This is a genomic window from Patescibacteria group bacterium (assembly GCA_026397045.1).
GTDB lineage: Bacteria > Patescibacteriota > Saccharimonadia > CAILAD01 > BJGX01 > JAPLVO01.
This window is the reverse complement of sequence record JAPLVO010000014.1, coordinates 1-14764: the sequence shown is the minus strand read 5'-3', so window position 1 is coordinate 14764 and position 14764 is coordinate 1. Positions and strand designations below refer to the sequence as shown.

At 44.4% G+C, this 14764-nt stretch carries 15 protein-coding genes; 12 read left to right on the top strand and 3 right to left on the bottom strand.

Annotated elements, in window-relative coordinates:
- Positions 1–1746, bottom strand: coding sequence for an ABC transporter ATP-binding protein (locus NT111_02900; GenBank protein ID MCX6804937.1), 1746 nt, complete (start codon positions 1744–1746; stop codon positions 1–3).
- Between the two features lie 142 nt (positions 1747–1888).
- On the opposite strand from NT111_02900, the gene NT111_02895 reads away from it, so the two are divergent.
- From NT111_02895 to NT111_02870, 6 genes are all read left to right on the top strand, one after another.
- Positions 1889–4024 (top strand): DNA translocase FtsK 4TM domain-containing protein, encoded by a 2136-nt coding sequence (locus tag NT111_02895; protein ID MCX6804936.1) that lies wholly within the window; start codon positions 1889–1891, stop codon positions 4022–4024.
- Positions 4011–5036 carry a helix-turn-helix domain-containing protein gene (locus tag NT111_02890; GenBank protein ID MCX6804935.1) on the top strand — a complete coding sequence of 342 codons (1026 nt, stop codon included), beginning with the start codon at positions 4011–4013 and terminating at the stop codon, positions 5034–5036. Before NT111_02895 ends, NT111_02890 begins: the two co-directional genes overlap by 14 nt.
- A 147-nt stretch (positions 5037–5183) precedes the next feature.
- Complete coding sequence (locus tag NT111_02885; GenBank protein ID MCX6804934.1) at positions 5184–5696, top strand: hypothetical protein; 513 nt, start codon at positions 5184–5186, stop codon at positions 5694–5696.
- A 54-nt stretch (positions 5697–5750) separates the two neighbouring features.
- Positions 5751–6248, top strand: coding sequence for a YajQ family cyclic di-GMP-binding protein (locus tag NT111_02880; GenBank protein ID MCX6804933.1), 498 nt, complete (start codon positions 5751–5753; stop codon positions 6246–6248).
- 123 nt (positions 6249–6371) lie between these two features.
- Positions 6372–7454 (top strand): recombinase RecA, encoded by a 1083-nt coding sequence (recA, locus tag NT111_02875; GenBank protein MCX6804932.1) that lies wholly within the window; start codon positions 6372–6374, stop codon positions 7452–7454.
- Between the two features lie 6 nt (positions 7455–7460).
- On the top strand, positions 7461–8084 hold the full coding sequence (locus NT111_02870) for a RecX family transcriptional regulator (GenBank protein ID MCX6804931.1): 624 nt from the start codon (positions 7461–7463) through the stop codon (positions 8082–8084).
- 84 nt (positions 8085–8168) lie between these two features.
- Here NT111_02870 and NT111_02865 read toward each other — a convergent pair whose 3' ends face one another.
- Positions 8169–8522, bottom strand: coding sequence for a PRC-barrel domain-containing protein (locus tag NT111_02865; protein ID MCX6804930.1), 354 nt, complete (start codon positions 8520–8522; stop codon positions 8169–8171).
- A 365-nt stretch (positions 8523–8887) separates the two neighbouring features.
- Here NT111_02865 and rpsF point away from each other — a divergent pair, with 365 nt between their 5' ends.
- The 4 genes from rpsF to efp are packed head-to-tail and all read left to right on the top strand — an operon-like array spanning position 8888 to position 10577.
- Entirely contained in the window at positions 8888–9295 is a 408-nt protein-coding gene (rpsF, locus tag NT111_02860; protein MCX6804929.1) for a 30S ribosomal protein S6, read from the top strand.
- A 2-nt stretch (positions 9296–9297) separates the two neighbouring features.
- Positions 9298–9783: a single-stranded DNA-binding protein gene (gene ssb, locus NT111_02855; protein MCX6804928.1), complete on the top strand. Its 486-nt coding sequence runs from the start codon at positions 9298–9300 to the stop codon at positions 9781–9783.
- 15 nt (positions 9784–9798) lie between these two features.
- Positions 9799–10017 carry a 30S ribosomal protein S18 gene (gene rpsR, locus NT111_02850; GenBank protein ID MCX6804927.1) on the top strand — a complete coding sequence of 73 codons (219 nt, stop codon included), beginning with the start codon at positions 9799–9801 and terminating at the stop codon, positions 10015–10017.
- Positions 10017–10577, top strand: a complete 561-nt coding sequence (gene efp / locus NT111_02845) for an elongation factor P (GenBank protein MCX6804926.1) — start codon at positions 10017–10019, stop codon at positions 10575–10577. The genes rpsR and efp overlap by 1 nt, the downstream gene beginning before the upstream one ends.
- A 57-nt stretch (positions 10578–10634) precedes the next feature.
- Here efp and ychF read toward each other — a convergent pair whose 3' ends face one another.
- Positions 10635–11708 (bottom strand): redox-regulated ATPase YchF, encoded by a 1074-nt coding sequence (gene ychF / locus NT111_02840; protein MCX6804925.1) that lies wholly within the window; start codon positions 11706–11708, stop codon positions 10635–10637.
- A gap of 110 nt (positions 11709–11818) precedes the next feature.
- Between ychF and NT111_02835 the strand changes: the two genes are divergently transcribed.
- Both NT111_02835 and NT111_02830 read left to right on the top strand, forming a co-directional pair.
- A complete protein-coding gene (locus NT111_02835; GenBank protein MCX6804924.1) occupies positions 11819–12868 on the top strand; it encodes a hypothetical protein in 1050 nt (349 codons plus the stop codon).
- Positions 12865–14764, top strand: a 1900-nt coding sequence (locus NT111_02830) for a hypothetical protein (GenBank protein MCX6804923.1), incomplete at its 3' end; no start/stop codon positions are given. The genes NT111_02835 and NT111_02830, both read left to right, overlap by 4 nt.

Here is a 14764-nt window from a genome sequence, read left to right as displayed (position 1 = left end):
TTACAAATCAACTTTTCCGGTTTTGGACTGTATGTTAAATAGCTTGGCATACAGTCCTTTTTTGCGTAGTAAGCTAGCGTGGCTACCAGACTCATGGACTCGTCCATTTTTCATAACAATTATTTCATCAACATGCCTAACAGTGCTGAGTCGGTGGGCAATAATAAGCGACATCTTGTGGAAGAGTAGTTTGCCTAAAGCCTCCTGTACCTGCTGTTCTGTCTCGCTGTCGAGTGCACTAGTGGCCTCATCAAGCACAATCATATCTGGGTTTTTGAGTATTGCCCTGGTGATTGCGATGCGCTGTTTTTGCCCACCACTTAGCTTTATACCACGCTCACCTACGAGAGTGTTGTAGCCTTTATCAAAATTAGAAATAAACTCATCGGCATTAGCCAAGCGAGCTGCTTTTTGTATGTCTGTATCTGAAGTTTTGACGGCTGCGATTGATAAGTTTTCTTTGACGGTGGTATTAAAAAGTGCAACATCTTGCATTACGATAGCCAGCTTCGACCTGAGCGAATCTTGTCTGTAATTCGTTATGTCTTGACCATTAATGAGAATCTGCCCGGATGTAGGCTCATAGAATCTAAATAGTAGCTTGGTGATTGTGGATTTGCCAGTACCGGAAGGGCCAACTAGAGCCAGAGATTTGCCGGGGCCTATCTTGAAGCTGATGTTAAAAATAGCACCTTTTTTAGAATTAGGATATTCGAAATATACATTTTTGAATTCTACAGACTCCAGCTTGTCTAGATTTTTGGCATGTTCCTTATCGGTCACCAATGGCTTGGTTTCGAGTAGCTCCACCAACCGACCGGTAGTTATATCAGACTCAGCTGTATCATTGATAAACCTACTAAGTGGCGCCACTGAAGATATTAAGTTCCTAGCATAAAACACTACTAAAAATAGATCACCAGCACTGAGCTTGCCGTTGTACGCCATGTAGGACACATAAATAACCGAGATAAGTAATGCTATGTCTCCGAGGCTGTCTCTACCCAAATTAAACCATCTATCATACTTGAACTGAATTAGTCTGTTGGCTAAGATTTTGTTTTGGTAGGACTCAAATTTATTGATCGACTTTTTTTCAGTACTCATCGCCTTAATGGTGGATAGATTGCCGACTGATTCAGCTAAAAACCCAGCCTGGTACTCCCAGTTTTTATTAGCTTTTTCACGGTACTGCTTGGCGGCTTGAATCTTTTTTATAGATATAAGACCCATTATCGGTAGAATCACCACGAATACCAAACCAACCTGGGGGAGCTTTATGAGTAGGATGATTAAGACAAATAGGGTTTCAAATATAAGCGAAGTCGACCAGGCTGTGAGCTGAAATAGCCAGTTAAAAAAGTCATTGATACCAGTATTAACCTTACTTAGGATACTGCCAGCACGATGCCTTTCGGTGTAGTCCACTGAAAGGCTTATGATATGTTTGAATATTTTAGGCCTAAAGCCCGTAACCATATTTATTCTAGAGGTATCACCATATTTCTCGTTGAAGAAGCTGATTATTCTATTGAAAACTAGCAGTAAGACAAAAAATATTAGGCTATCGCTAATTGAGCCCAGCTCCACGCCTGAGCCTAATTTGGCCAAATCGTTGATGATATTGCTAAATAGGAAGGGTAGGATGGCGCTAACTAAGGCAGCAATCGCGGATAGAATAAAAACAATAATATAGAGTCTTTTTTCTTTGCCGAGGTATTTTGTTAGCTTTAGGATATTTTTCATCTTTATATTATCTGGTAACAGCCTATGTTTGACAAGCGTTGTTTTTATTACATAAATATGCTATAATGGTTATGTTAAAGGCAGATTGCTATGTAAAGAATACTCTAGTAACAGTCTACTTATTAAGGATATAATAACAGATATGCCAAAACGCAAAACCAAACCAAGCAAAAAGAAGAAGCAAGACTCTAAAGCTGCGAATTCGATGGAATCTGGCCTTAAGAGGTCGGTCTTAAAAGAAGTCTTAGCTATAGTTTTAATAACTGTAGGTGTATTTATTATATTGGCACTTATTGGTGTAGCTGGGAGCCTAGGTCGCTGGGTCCTAGAGTCTCTCAGATTATTGATAGGCCAGAGCATAATACTTTTACCCTTGGCGTTATTTTGGGTATCATTCATGCTTTTCGCACAAGAAAGGTATCCGATTCGACTCCACAATATACTGGGCCTCATCAGCTTGTTCATTTGTTCCAGTACAATAATCCAGGCCATTATCGCGCCAGAAGTTAGCCTGGATCTTAGCACTATCGGTAACTATGGCGGACTGGTGGGGTATGGCGTTTACTCATTAGTGTCTCCAATCCTAACTCGCTGGGTTGTTATATTTATTTTCTCAATGCTTATGATTATATCGGTGATAGTGTCACTTAATGCTCGATTAAAGCAGATAGCAGCTAAGATTGTTTCCCCACTACGCAAGCCCAAAGACGACACCGCCGATCTAGACACTAAGAGCTTTAAGATCAATACCTCGCTTCCCGTAAGAGGTACTATCGGCGACGCTAAAGCCCGAGAAGCAGAAAAATCTCCTTCTGGACCAATAGTTATGGCCTCGGATGCCGATTGGAAATACCCATCGCTAGATTTACTAGAGTCTAATACCTCCCAGCCCGATCCAGGAGACGCCAAGAAGAACGGCGCAATTATTAAATCGACTTTCCTAGACTTCGGTTATAAAGTCGATATGCAGGGGGTTGATGTTGGCCCAACAGTTTCCCAATATACCCTAAAGCCACCAGGAGGAGTGAATCTATCTAAGTTTAGCTCCCTAGATCGCAATCTAGCGCTGGCACTTGAGGCTGAACATGTCCGAATTGAAGCTCCGATACCAGGCAAGAGTTTGGTCGGTGTCGAAGTGCCCAACAAAACTCGCGCTAAGGTTAGATTAAGAGATATCCTGGATTCACCACAGCTTAGCGCCACCAAGGGTAAGCTTAATTTTGTTTTGGGTCGCGATGTATCTGGTGAAATTATCACAAGTGATCTAGATAAAGCCCCTCATTTACTTATTGCTGGTTCCACCAAGACCGGTAAGAGTGTAATGATCCACAGTCTACTTATCAGCCTGCTTTATCGCAACAGCCCAAGTGAGCTTAAGCTTATCCTGGTCGATCCAACACGAGCCGACTTCTCCCTTTATGATAATTTGCCCCATTTGCTCTGCCCAGTCATCAATGACCCAGAGCCAACAATATCGGCGCTCAAGTGGACAGTCGCCGAAATGGAGCGCCGCCTGAAGCTCCTACAGGAGAACCAGGTGCTGAATATAGATGAGTTCAATAAGCTCAAGACCACCGATAAAATGCCCTATATTGTGATTATAATAGATGAGCTGGCGGGCTTGATGTTAAAAGCCAAGAAGGATATGGAGTCGCTAATATCCAGCCTGGCAGCTATGGCTCGTAAGGCCGGCATACACTTGGTTCTAGCTACCCAGACCCCAAGAGTGGAGGTCATAACGGGCACCATTAAAAATAACCTACCAACCCGTATTGCCTTTACAGTGCCCCAGTATAATGATTCCAAAACCATAATTGACACTTCAGGCGCCGAAAAGTTGCTGGGCAACGGTGATATGTTATTTATGAGCCCGTCGTCATTTATAAAGCCTAAGCGAGCCCAGGGTGTCTTGATAGAAAAAGATGAAGTTACCAAAGTAGTGAAGTTCCTTAAGGCCCAGCGCGAGCCACAGTACAACGACGAGGTCTTGGCTCAGTCGGTAAGGATCAAAGGGCTTTCTAGCGCCGGTGGATTCGGCCCAAGCGATGGGGATGATGACGAACTATTCGACCAGGCCGCAGAGCTTGTCATAGAGAGCGGTAAGGCTTCATCGACAATGCTTCAAACGAGGTTTAGGATCGGCTTTGCTAGAGCAGCTAGATTAATTTCTCAGCTAGAAGAAAAGAGCATTATTGGCCCGGCCGATGGCGCCAGGCCGCGCGCGGTACTGGTAGATAGCATGGAGCAGGTGAACGGAGGCGAAAGTGACCCCAAATGAATCACCTAAGCCAAAATCCAAACTCCAGAAGTCCAGATCGTCCAATTCGAGCCTAGGGCAAATTCTCTCAGGAAGACGAAAGGAGTTAAATCTTAGCCTTGAGGATATCGAGAGAGACACTCATATTAGGGTCAAATATCTTCGCCTCATAGAGGCAGGTGACTACAAATCCCTCCCAGACGATGTCTATAGCCGAGGCTATGTCAAAAATTACGCCGATCAGCTTGGATTTGATACCAATCAAATCCTCAAGGTGTACTCTACAGAAAGGCTAAAGGACACGCAGACGCTCGCTAAGCCATCTGCGTCTAAGGTCAAGAGAGGGATCAAGCCGATTGATTCACAAACCTATGTAATAACCCCCAGGACAATCCTAGCTGGGCTGACAAGCCTGTTTGTTCTTATAATGGTCGGCTATGTGGGGCTACAGCTTTCACAGCTATCGGTGCCACCAGTTATAAATTTGGCCAATCAAGACAAAAGTAGCACCAACACTAGTGTCATAATTGTTAGCGGCGAAGTCGATAGCGGATCAGATGTTTTTATCAATGATTCGCCGATACTCAGCTCCCCAGATGGCTCCTTCAGCGATCGAGTGATGCTTGTTGATGGCTCTAATCAGATAAAAATCAGCGCCCGAAATAAGTTTGGTAAGGAATCTTCTAAAACGATTATTGTAGACGCAAAAATAGAAGGCTCAAAGCTGGCCTTGCCCACCGATGTTAGGCCAGCCAGCTTTGATGGAGTCGACTTGCAAGTTTATATCACCACCCAGGCCAGCTTTATCACTGTTAAGGTCGATGGCAAAGATGCGTTCAAGGGCACGATGTTGCCTGGCGCAAAGCAGCTTTTTCAGGCGAAGGAAAGTGTCCGCATCTCTACAAGCAACGCCGCAAGTACCAATGTAGTGGTTACCAACTCCAAGGTAGCTGGCAAAGATATTGGCCAGATTGGCTCGGAGGCTGAGCCGAAGCAAGACATACTATTTGCGAAGGATACCAATATACAATGAACATATCATTAGGCTTTTTTTACATTGAACTGCAAACGCCAGCTACTTTGTTATGGTATAAGATATGACAAAAGGCTCTTCATTTGAGGTGACAAGCGCTATTCCAAAGCACTGGCGCACATTGGTGGTCATTACACTAAAGTTCGCATGATGTATTTATATCACTTTGTACCCAAGAAGATGGTCGGCACAATTCTTTACCCTCTCAACACTTTGAGGAATACACTTCCAGAGGTATTCAAGCAACAATCTAAAAAGTATCAGGACAGAGAGGGGGTTAAGGAAACCGAAATACCCGGCCTTGGTAAATGGAACGATGTTATTCACTTGTCACCAATTGAGCCAAGCGAGACCAGGCAAGCTCTTCAGGATGCTGATCTTGTCAAAGACCCACCCTGGAAAGTATTTTGTATCAATGCCAATATGCTCGACAAATCTCGGTTGATTATCAAAGCAATTGTAAACAACAAAGATGTCTATTTGCCATTCACCGAAGAGAATTACGCAAATCATTGTCACTTACCCGGTAGAACAAAAGCTTATTACAGAGAGTGTATTGAGGAGGGTAGGCAGATCTTAATTTATGGTTACGCGCCGCATGTGCTTTACGGCGGTACTATTGATGTCGCTAAGACTGAGATAAGAGAGTACTCTAACTAGTTGAGCGCGTTTAAAGCTGCTATAATCTAATCTTAATAAGGAGGACTTAAATAAGTGGCAAAAGATTCTTCATTTGATGTCGTAAGCGAATATGACCTAAGTACCATGATAAACACTTGCGACCAAGCCAGCCGCGAGATAGCTACCCGCTATGATTTTCAGGGAACCGGTGCAAAACTAGTCTACGATAGAGAAGACAACAAGATCAAAATCGAGGCCAATAGCGAACTTAAGCTCGAGGCTATAGAGGGCGTGCTGGAAAGCAAATTTATCAAGGCTGGCTTGAGCTTGAAGTTTTTAGACAAGAGCAGCGAGATTAACGAAAGCAATATGGTTTCTCGCAAGACTCTGACATTAGTTCAGGGGTTAGATCAGACAAAGGCCAAAGAAATTACTGCACTTATTAGATCAGAATTCCCTAAGGTGAAGACACAAATTCAAGGTGAAGCAGTACGGGTAACATCGGCCAGCCGTGATGACTTGCAGGCTGTAATGGCTGCCCTCAAGTCTGCTAAGTTTGAGTTTCCGGTGAGCTTTGATAATTACCGCTAGGTATTTTAATCTGTTGTACATAGACTGCAGCAACAAGTACAATTAAAAGTACTAAAAAGTTATTGACATGTTCGTACTGCGTTCGGTATCATGGATACAAACACTAACCGAACAAGGAGGATAATGAGCACAAAAACAATCATTAAAGAGGAGAGCAAATTGACTAATACACCAACCCCAAAGGACAAATCCGCAACATCGAAAGCAGCCGCAGCAAACGAGAAGTCAGCTAGGCTAAAAGCCGTCGATCTGGCTGTAGAACAAATAGAGCGCCAGTTTGGGCAAGGCTCAATCATGAAACTTGGCGAGGGAATGAAAGTAGCTATAGAAACTATCCGGACAGGCAGCCTTTCGCTCGATCTCGCACTTGGAGGGGGGCTCCCCAAGGGCAGAATAGTAGAAATATATGGACCAGAATCGAGTGGCAAAACCACACTCGCGCTTCACGCTGTAGCAGAAGTTCAGAAAAATGGCGGGTTGGCAGCATTTATAGATGCCGAACACGCAATGGACCCTGAGTACTCGGCCAAAATAGGCGTAAGACTCGACGATTTGCTAATATCTCAGCCCGATACGGGGGAGCAGGCTTTAGAGATATGCGAGACCTTGGTACGAAGTAGCGCAGTAGATATAATCGTTATCGATTCTGTGGCCGCACTAGTACCAAGAGCCGAAATAGAGGGCGATATGGGGGATAGTCATATGGGGCTGCAGGCTAGGCTCATGAGTCAAGCCTTACGAAAGCTCACGGGCGTAATCGCTAAGTCCAACACTACTGTGATATTCATAAATCAGCTTAGGATGAAAATAGGTGTGATGTTTGGTAACCCAGAAACAACTTCAGGTGGAAACGCCCTAAAGTATTATTCTTCTGTCAGGCTCGACATCAGACGCAGCGAAGCGCTTAAGGATGGCGATAATATCATAGGTAACCATGTTAAGGTCAAGGTAGTCAAGAACAAGGTCGCAGCCCCCTTTAAGGTCGCCGAATTCGACATTATGTACAACGAGGGCATAAGTACATCTGGGGACATGATAGACCTAGCCGTCAAGGAAGAACTCATAGCCAAGGCTGGCTCTTGGTACTCCTATAAGGACGAAAAGATTGGCCAGGGTAGGGAAGCCGCCAAGCAATTTCTCAAAGACAATCCCAAGGTCATGGCAGAGCTCGACAAAACTATTAGATCGCGGCATTTCAGTAGTTAGTTCGCCATGCCACTGATCACTGATGTCAAGCCTCAGGCAAAACGGCAGGGCTACTATAATATATTCATCGATGGTAAGTACGCCCTGGCTCTTTCCGAAGCTGATCTATCTCTGTTCTCGCTGCTTCCAAATCAGTCCATCGATGATTCAACACTAGCTGATTTACATCGAGCTCATAGCGGCTCCAAATGCTATAATTGCGCCATTAGATTTCTGGCCATCAGGCCCCGTAGCACCACAGAGGTTATAGCCTATCTCACTACCCGAAAGGGCTACGACGCTCAAGATGCAAAGTCAGCATGCGACAAGCTTACCCAGCAGGGGTATCTCGATGATATAGAATTCGCTGATATGTGGGTTCGCAATAGAATGCTCCTTAGCCCTAAGCCTGTTTCGGTGTTACGGATGGAGCTCGCTAGCAAAGGAGTAGACAAGGATACAATTGCAGCGGCCGTGGCAAAGGTATCAGATGCCAAGCAGCTCGAGTGTTTGTCTCAATTGGTCGAGAGCAAGGCCCGGCAGCCCAAATACCAGAACAAGCAAAAGTTGATTGAATATCTGGCTCGTAAAGGTTATCCCTATGGCTTAATAAAGCAAGCTATACAGGCCTCAGTTTTTTTTGAGGACTAACCTAAAAACCATTAACATTAATACGGCCCACACCACGACAACTAGCAAATCACACCTCCATTTGCTTTTAATTATAGGCAGCTATTAATTGCTAGGCAATAGTTTTGCTACATAATTCTTTAGCTTAACCCTAGAATCACTAATTATGATTGTGTTTTTGCGTACATCTATGACATCCTGTTGGTCGATTACCAATCTCTCATGTAGCAGTTTATTGAGCAGGCGAGTGCTAACATGTATTTTCCTGGTTCTAAAGTTCTGATAGTCGATACTATAGTCCTTTACCCTGCCCATTTTATCCCCTGAGTTAGACACTACTTTCGCGCCTATAAGCCTAAAGTCGTCCTCAATTATATCTTTCTGCCTGAGCAGATCTTCGGTGAACGATAATTTGTCTTCTGAATCGATTATGATATTATCACCTGAAACCGACCGCACATCATTCTATCCTAAGGTCTTTCTTGTTGTTAATCATGCCCGATACCTTGCCAATTTTTCGTCCAATATGAACACTAAATATATCAAGCCCAATCAGCCCGGATGCTAGTTTATGCATTGTGATTTATATTTATTCATTATTCAATTCTAATATTATCATTTTTATACAAGATTCTCATACTTATCATGCCGCCTCTTCATCGCGGTTGCTAGCCTTTGCCAGTCCATAGTGCTTGGGATTGACCAATCTACAGATATAAGCTACAATATATTCGTCAAATCAAATAACCTTTTTGCTCCCACAATTTGTCGGAGCCGAAGCCTAGCAAACATGCTAAGCGGGGCCAAAAGAGAGGAGTACTAAAATTAGAAATTACGAAGTATCCGTAGTTTTACATCCTGATCTCGAAATAGACATTGCCAATGCTCTTGATAAGATAGAAAAAATTATCTCTAAGAGCAATGCCAAGATTGTCAAAAAGGATAACTGGGGCAAGCGCAAGCTGGCATATAAAGTCAATAAGCAGGATTGGGGCATCTATGTTTTTTATAACATCGAAGTAGACCCTGCCAAAGTATCTGATATTAACCAAGCGCTTCGCATCACAGAAGAGGTCATGCGTTATCTTATCGTTTCTACAGAAAATATCCGATACATAACAAAACCCAACGAAACTGCTAAGCCTAAAGCTGCACCCAAAGCTGCGCCGGTCGCTAGCAAAGAGGCCAAGCCAGCTAAAGAGACCAAAGTATTAAAAGGCGAGGATAAATAATCATGGCAAAAGATTTTAACCAAGCAATTGTTATGGGTAACCTAACCCGAGACCCAGAAATGCGCACTACTCCGAGTGGACAAAATGTAACCTCATTTAGCGTGGCTACCAACCGCAGCTGGCAGGATCAAAGTGGCGAAAAGAAAGATGCAGTGGAGTATCACAATATCGTCGCTTGGGGCAAGCTAGCAGAGCTAGTGGATAGTTATCTTAAAAAGGGCCGTAAGGTATTAGTTTCCGGTAGATTACAAACCCGAAACTGGGATGCAGAAGATGGATCCAAAAGACAACGCACTGAAATAGTAGCCAACGATATTAACTTCATCGGTGGCCAGTCTGAGGGCGGGGATTATGCCCCAGACATCCCAGCCGATATGCCGCAGGAAGCAGGCTCAAACGCCGACACTAAGAAAGCCAAAAAAGATGACACACCTCCCGTAGACGACCTTGGCGACGGCGAAATTAACCTAGACGACATACCGTTCTAATTAAAGGAAACAATAATGGCAGATTTTTATAAAGCTAAACAGAATAAACTATACGCAGAAGAGATAAACTTCATCGATTACAAGGATGTCAAAATGCTCCAGCGCTATCTTAATGGCGTAGGCAAAATTGACGGCCGTAAAAAAACAGGCGCAAGCATGAAGCACCAACGCATGCTGGCAGTTGCCTTAAAGCGTGCCAGGCACTTAGCACTATTACCATTTGTGGTTAAATAATGCTAAGCCCAACTGACCTTCGCAAGGACACGCTTATAGAATTTGAAGGGTCACCTTACAAAGTTCTAGAGTATGCCCAGAAGCAGATGGGTCGCGGCGGTAGTATAGTAAACACCAAGCTAAAGAATTTGATCACCGGCCAGGTAATCGATAAGACTTTTCGTAATGATGAAAAGGTCGCCTCAGCCGAGATAGATCGTAAAACCATGCAATATTTATATAGTTCTGGCACCAATTACAGCGTCATGGATCAAGAAAGCTATGAAACCATTGAGGTTGATAATAAGCTCGATGATAATGTTCCAAAATATATCGTCGAGGGCGGTACTATTGACGCTTTAGTGTATGACGACAAAATAATAGGTTTCGATTGGCTCAAAAATGTCACCTTGAAGGTAGTTAGTGCGCCAGGTGCCGACAAAGGCAATAGCTCTTCTGCCAGCACTAAAGAAGTAGAGCTAGAAACCGGCCTAAAAATTCAAGCCCCTCAGTTTATAAAAAAAGGCGACATCATCAAGGTCGACACTCGTAGCGCCAGCTATATAGAGCGCGCCAAGTAATAAAATAAACAGCCCTTAGTAGTAATCAATATTTGCTTAGGGTCTTTTTATTTAGATCTAGCTATGTCTAAATACCGCTACATCGCCATTTTGGAATTGATAGTCCTTACCCTCTATTCGAGTCTTACCCAATTCGCCAGCACCGATCCAGCCATTTCCGGCCACAAAGTCTTGGTAGCTGACTATCTCGGCTTTTATAAAGCCCTTTTCAAAATCCCCATGAATTACGCCAGCCGCCTGCGGAGCTAGGGTGCCTTTACGGATAGTCCAGGCTCGGCTTTCTTGCTCTCCGCTAGTAAAGTAACTAATAAATCCTAGAGTCTCATATCCTAAATGTATCAGCGCATTGAGCCCAGATTCCTTTTGGCCCATGCTCTCGAGCAGCTCATGAGCCTCCGCAGGCTCTAGGTCCATTAGCTGGGATTCGGTTTCGGCACTCAAAAACACACTCGGGCTTGGTGCAACGAGCTTGGCAAGGTTCACTTTAACTTCATCATTACCCAAATCATTCTCATCTATATTAAACACATAGATAAATTTCTTGGCTGTTAATAGCTGCAAGTCCTTTATAAGCTCCATATCAATTTCATCGTGTTCCGAAATAAGCTCGCTATTATCGAGCAATTGCTCAACTTTTTTGAGTTCATTCAGATTAGCGATTAGCTTAGGCTCAGTCTTAACTTCTTTTTCTAGTCTGGCAATTTTGTTCTGGGTACTGTTTATATCCGCCAGGCATAGTTCAGTACGGATAATATCTATATCTCGCTTAGGGTCGATGTGCCCCTCGACATGCACGATATCATCGTTTTCAAATGCTCGCACAACCTGCACTATGACATTATTATCGCGGATATGGCTCAAAAATTTATTGCCCAGCCCTGCACCTTCGCTAGCTCCTTTAACAATTCCAGCGATATCCACAAATGTGCAGCTAGCGGGGATGGTTTTGGCGCTCCCGGAAATTTCTGAAAGTCTATTTATCCTCTCGTCGGGTACATTAACAACACCAACATTCGGTTCAATAGTGGCAAATGGGTAGTTGGCCGCCAGCACGCGATTTTTGGTGAGGGCATTAAATAGGGTTGATTTGCCGACATTGGGCAAGCCGACAATACCGATACTCAGCGACATAGTTTGTGCTTTTCCATAAGGTTTAATTATACCATTTTCACAGGTTAGCAGCCAATAATTATTTATTTTCCAAGCGTATGGGGTATAATGAAAATTGTTATGAGTAAATCATGAACCCAAAACCCAATGTCGATAAGCATTTGGCTAGCCATCCTGGCCTAAAGCATCCACCCCAAGCTCAGCCCCACAGTCACCAGGCTAGCAGTGGGGCTCCTGCTGGCGGCTCTAGCCCCAAGAAGGGGCTTAAATTGGCTGCTATTGCCGCACTTATAGTGGGGTTGGTGGTATTATCATTATTTTTACTCTCTAAAACTAACTTCGGCAACGACATCATCTCCAAGCTTGGTTTGGGCGGCAAGCAGCAAGAACCAAGCCAACAAAACAAGAGCCTGGATGACAAGCAGACCTTTGATAAAGCTCTAAGCTCATTTAATAATTTCCCAGGAGTAAGTTCATTAAGCGTAGAGGAAAAAAATAAGCTCGTACAGTCAACCCAGGCGGAATATTTGGCAGGATATGTCACGGGGTTTGGGCCAAATGACAATGATATTGAAGGGGCCAAGTTCTTATTAGGCCAAACCCCAGCCCAGAACTCAATTGCTTCATACATAAGTAGTATTATTGATTCGAAGAAAAAACTAGCATTGGGCAGTGGTTACTACGAGGGCTATATTTTTTATTTCTGGTTCGGTAATACCATTGTTAACAAAGTAGATGGCGAAACCATCCCTAATTATGGAGACCCCAAAACACTAGAGGAGGACAGAAACTATGCTAAGCAAAGAGCTGAAGAAGCTATTGGCCAGCTTAAAAATGGTACAATTACGCCTCAAAAGCTACAAGAAAATCTTAAAAATGATTTGAGGTTAACCCTTAACGACGAGGCAAATGGTTCTATATTTTTCTCTTCTAATTATCTGAGTAATGAGCCTACTAAAGACGACGGGCGAGCAGAATCTGTAAACAGCTTTCTAAAAAATCTTACTAGCCCTGGTATTAGCGGAATTGGCGTAATTAATGCAGACCCCGGTATACCGAAAAGTGGTAAAAAAAGAGAAGTCGGGTATTTTGCAATATATTTGGATGTTGTATTGAAAGGAACGGAGTCGATTGATGAGTTTAATAGGCAAATGGTGATTGCTAGAGGTAAAACAAGGTGAAACAAATCAAATATTTATTTGCATTACCGTTATTTATTCTCGCGTTTTTAGGTATTACAGTTCTATCTGTAGGGCGCGCTGAGGCAGCCGCCCCCGCTGATTTGGCGGTAGGTATGGCCTTGCAGCGGTACGGCATATCTGGTACTGAGCCTTTAAATTATGGCGGAAAGGTAGATGTAGTTTCTAAGACTACCAGTAATGGTATAGCCATACCTATCAAAGCAAGCCCATACGGCGGTAATCACCTCGACACCAACAACGATGATAGCCCAGATGAAAATAGCTACTCATTCGGTATAGGCCCAGAAACATACGACAATCTTATCGGTGGGGGAACATTTTATAGTACCACCCTCGACAATCTTATTTGGTGCGGTAAATTAGCTGATGTGCCAGACAAGGAATTCGAGCTAGATGTCAGCGTGGCCTATGCTACTGCTGACGCCCAGACAATAAGCATAGGAGGGGTTGATATTAAAGGCAAATGGAGGGGTTTCTGGAATTTTGAAGCCCCCGGCACTCTGGGCGAGAAAGAGTTTTTTGATGGCAAGTCGGCTAGGGTGCCAGCGTTAAACCCGTATAAGACTTTTGTATTTTTTGTTTTTGTAGAAGATGCCCCAGACCGTGTCGGTAAAATTACCACCACCAGAAACTTTTCAGGGACAGCCCCGGTATCAACCAATGTGAAGCTCACCAATAATATCAACTCCTGGTCCGATTCTTCATCTGATAATCCCTGGCAGAGGGGCTCTTTATGGATTAATAAAGATAGTATAAAAGGTACGGAATCCAATGTTAAATACACAAGTACCCTCACCGTACCAATTGGGTATCGTGTTAAATCGTCACAGGGGGGTACTCTAGCATGTACTGCTGCAGGCAACACAGGCAACTGCAGCATTGGTGGCATCGGCCTAGCCGATGGGCAGGAGGTAAATGTCGTTTTCGAGCTAGAAAGAAACCTCAAGGGCACTATATATTGCGCTAAATCCAATGACGCATATTACTTTAACGGAAGTGCATATGACGGTACTCAGCCAAACACTGCTCCAAGTATCAGATTCCAATTCAGCAATATATCTCCTGATGCTGGGGATCTAAATAAGACAATCGTTGCTAGTGCCCCGGGGAATCTTGATAGACCCTATTCGTTCTCGCTCAGGATGGATAATCGGCTCCACGACAACAAGCCCCACGAGCTAAGGGCCTACATGAAACTAGCCAATGGCACAGAAGAGCAGCTAAATATTGGTGCCCCCAACACCATAGTATTTGGCCCAGACACACCCTGCGGCGGCACTGTTGCTCCCCCTGAACTTTGCCCCCAGGGCACTAAGCTAGCTGGGCTGCCAAAGCCAGCCGATGGCAATTGTAACCCGACACCCCCCGAGCTTTGCCCCGCAGGCAGCAAATATGCTGGGCTTCCAAAGCCAGCCGATGGTAATTGTAACCCCAGTGGCAGCGAGCTCTGCCCCGCAGGCAGCAAATATGCTGGGCTGCCAAAGCCAGCCGATGGTAATTGTAACCCGACACTCCCTGAGCTCTGCCCCGCAGGCAGCAAATATGCTGGGCTGCCAAAGCCAGCCGATGGCAATTGTGACCCGCCATCTATCTGCCCCTCCTTCCCGGGCCAAGATTGTAGGGTAGAACCGTATTTCTATCCGTGGCTCCAGACAAAGGGCGGGGATGTGGTTTCTAATGGCAAGATAAATGGCCAGATCTCTGGCGATAGCTATCTTGGATCCAGGAAGCCTGCCCAGACCGACAAAGAGGCTGAGTTCCTAGTGGTCGCGGCCGTGGGTGGTGGCGGGCCATTTTGTAGCACCTATAACTACATACTGACCAACACCAGCGCCAAGACCAGCTGTAGTAACGGCGCCGGCTATAGTATTCTCA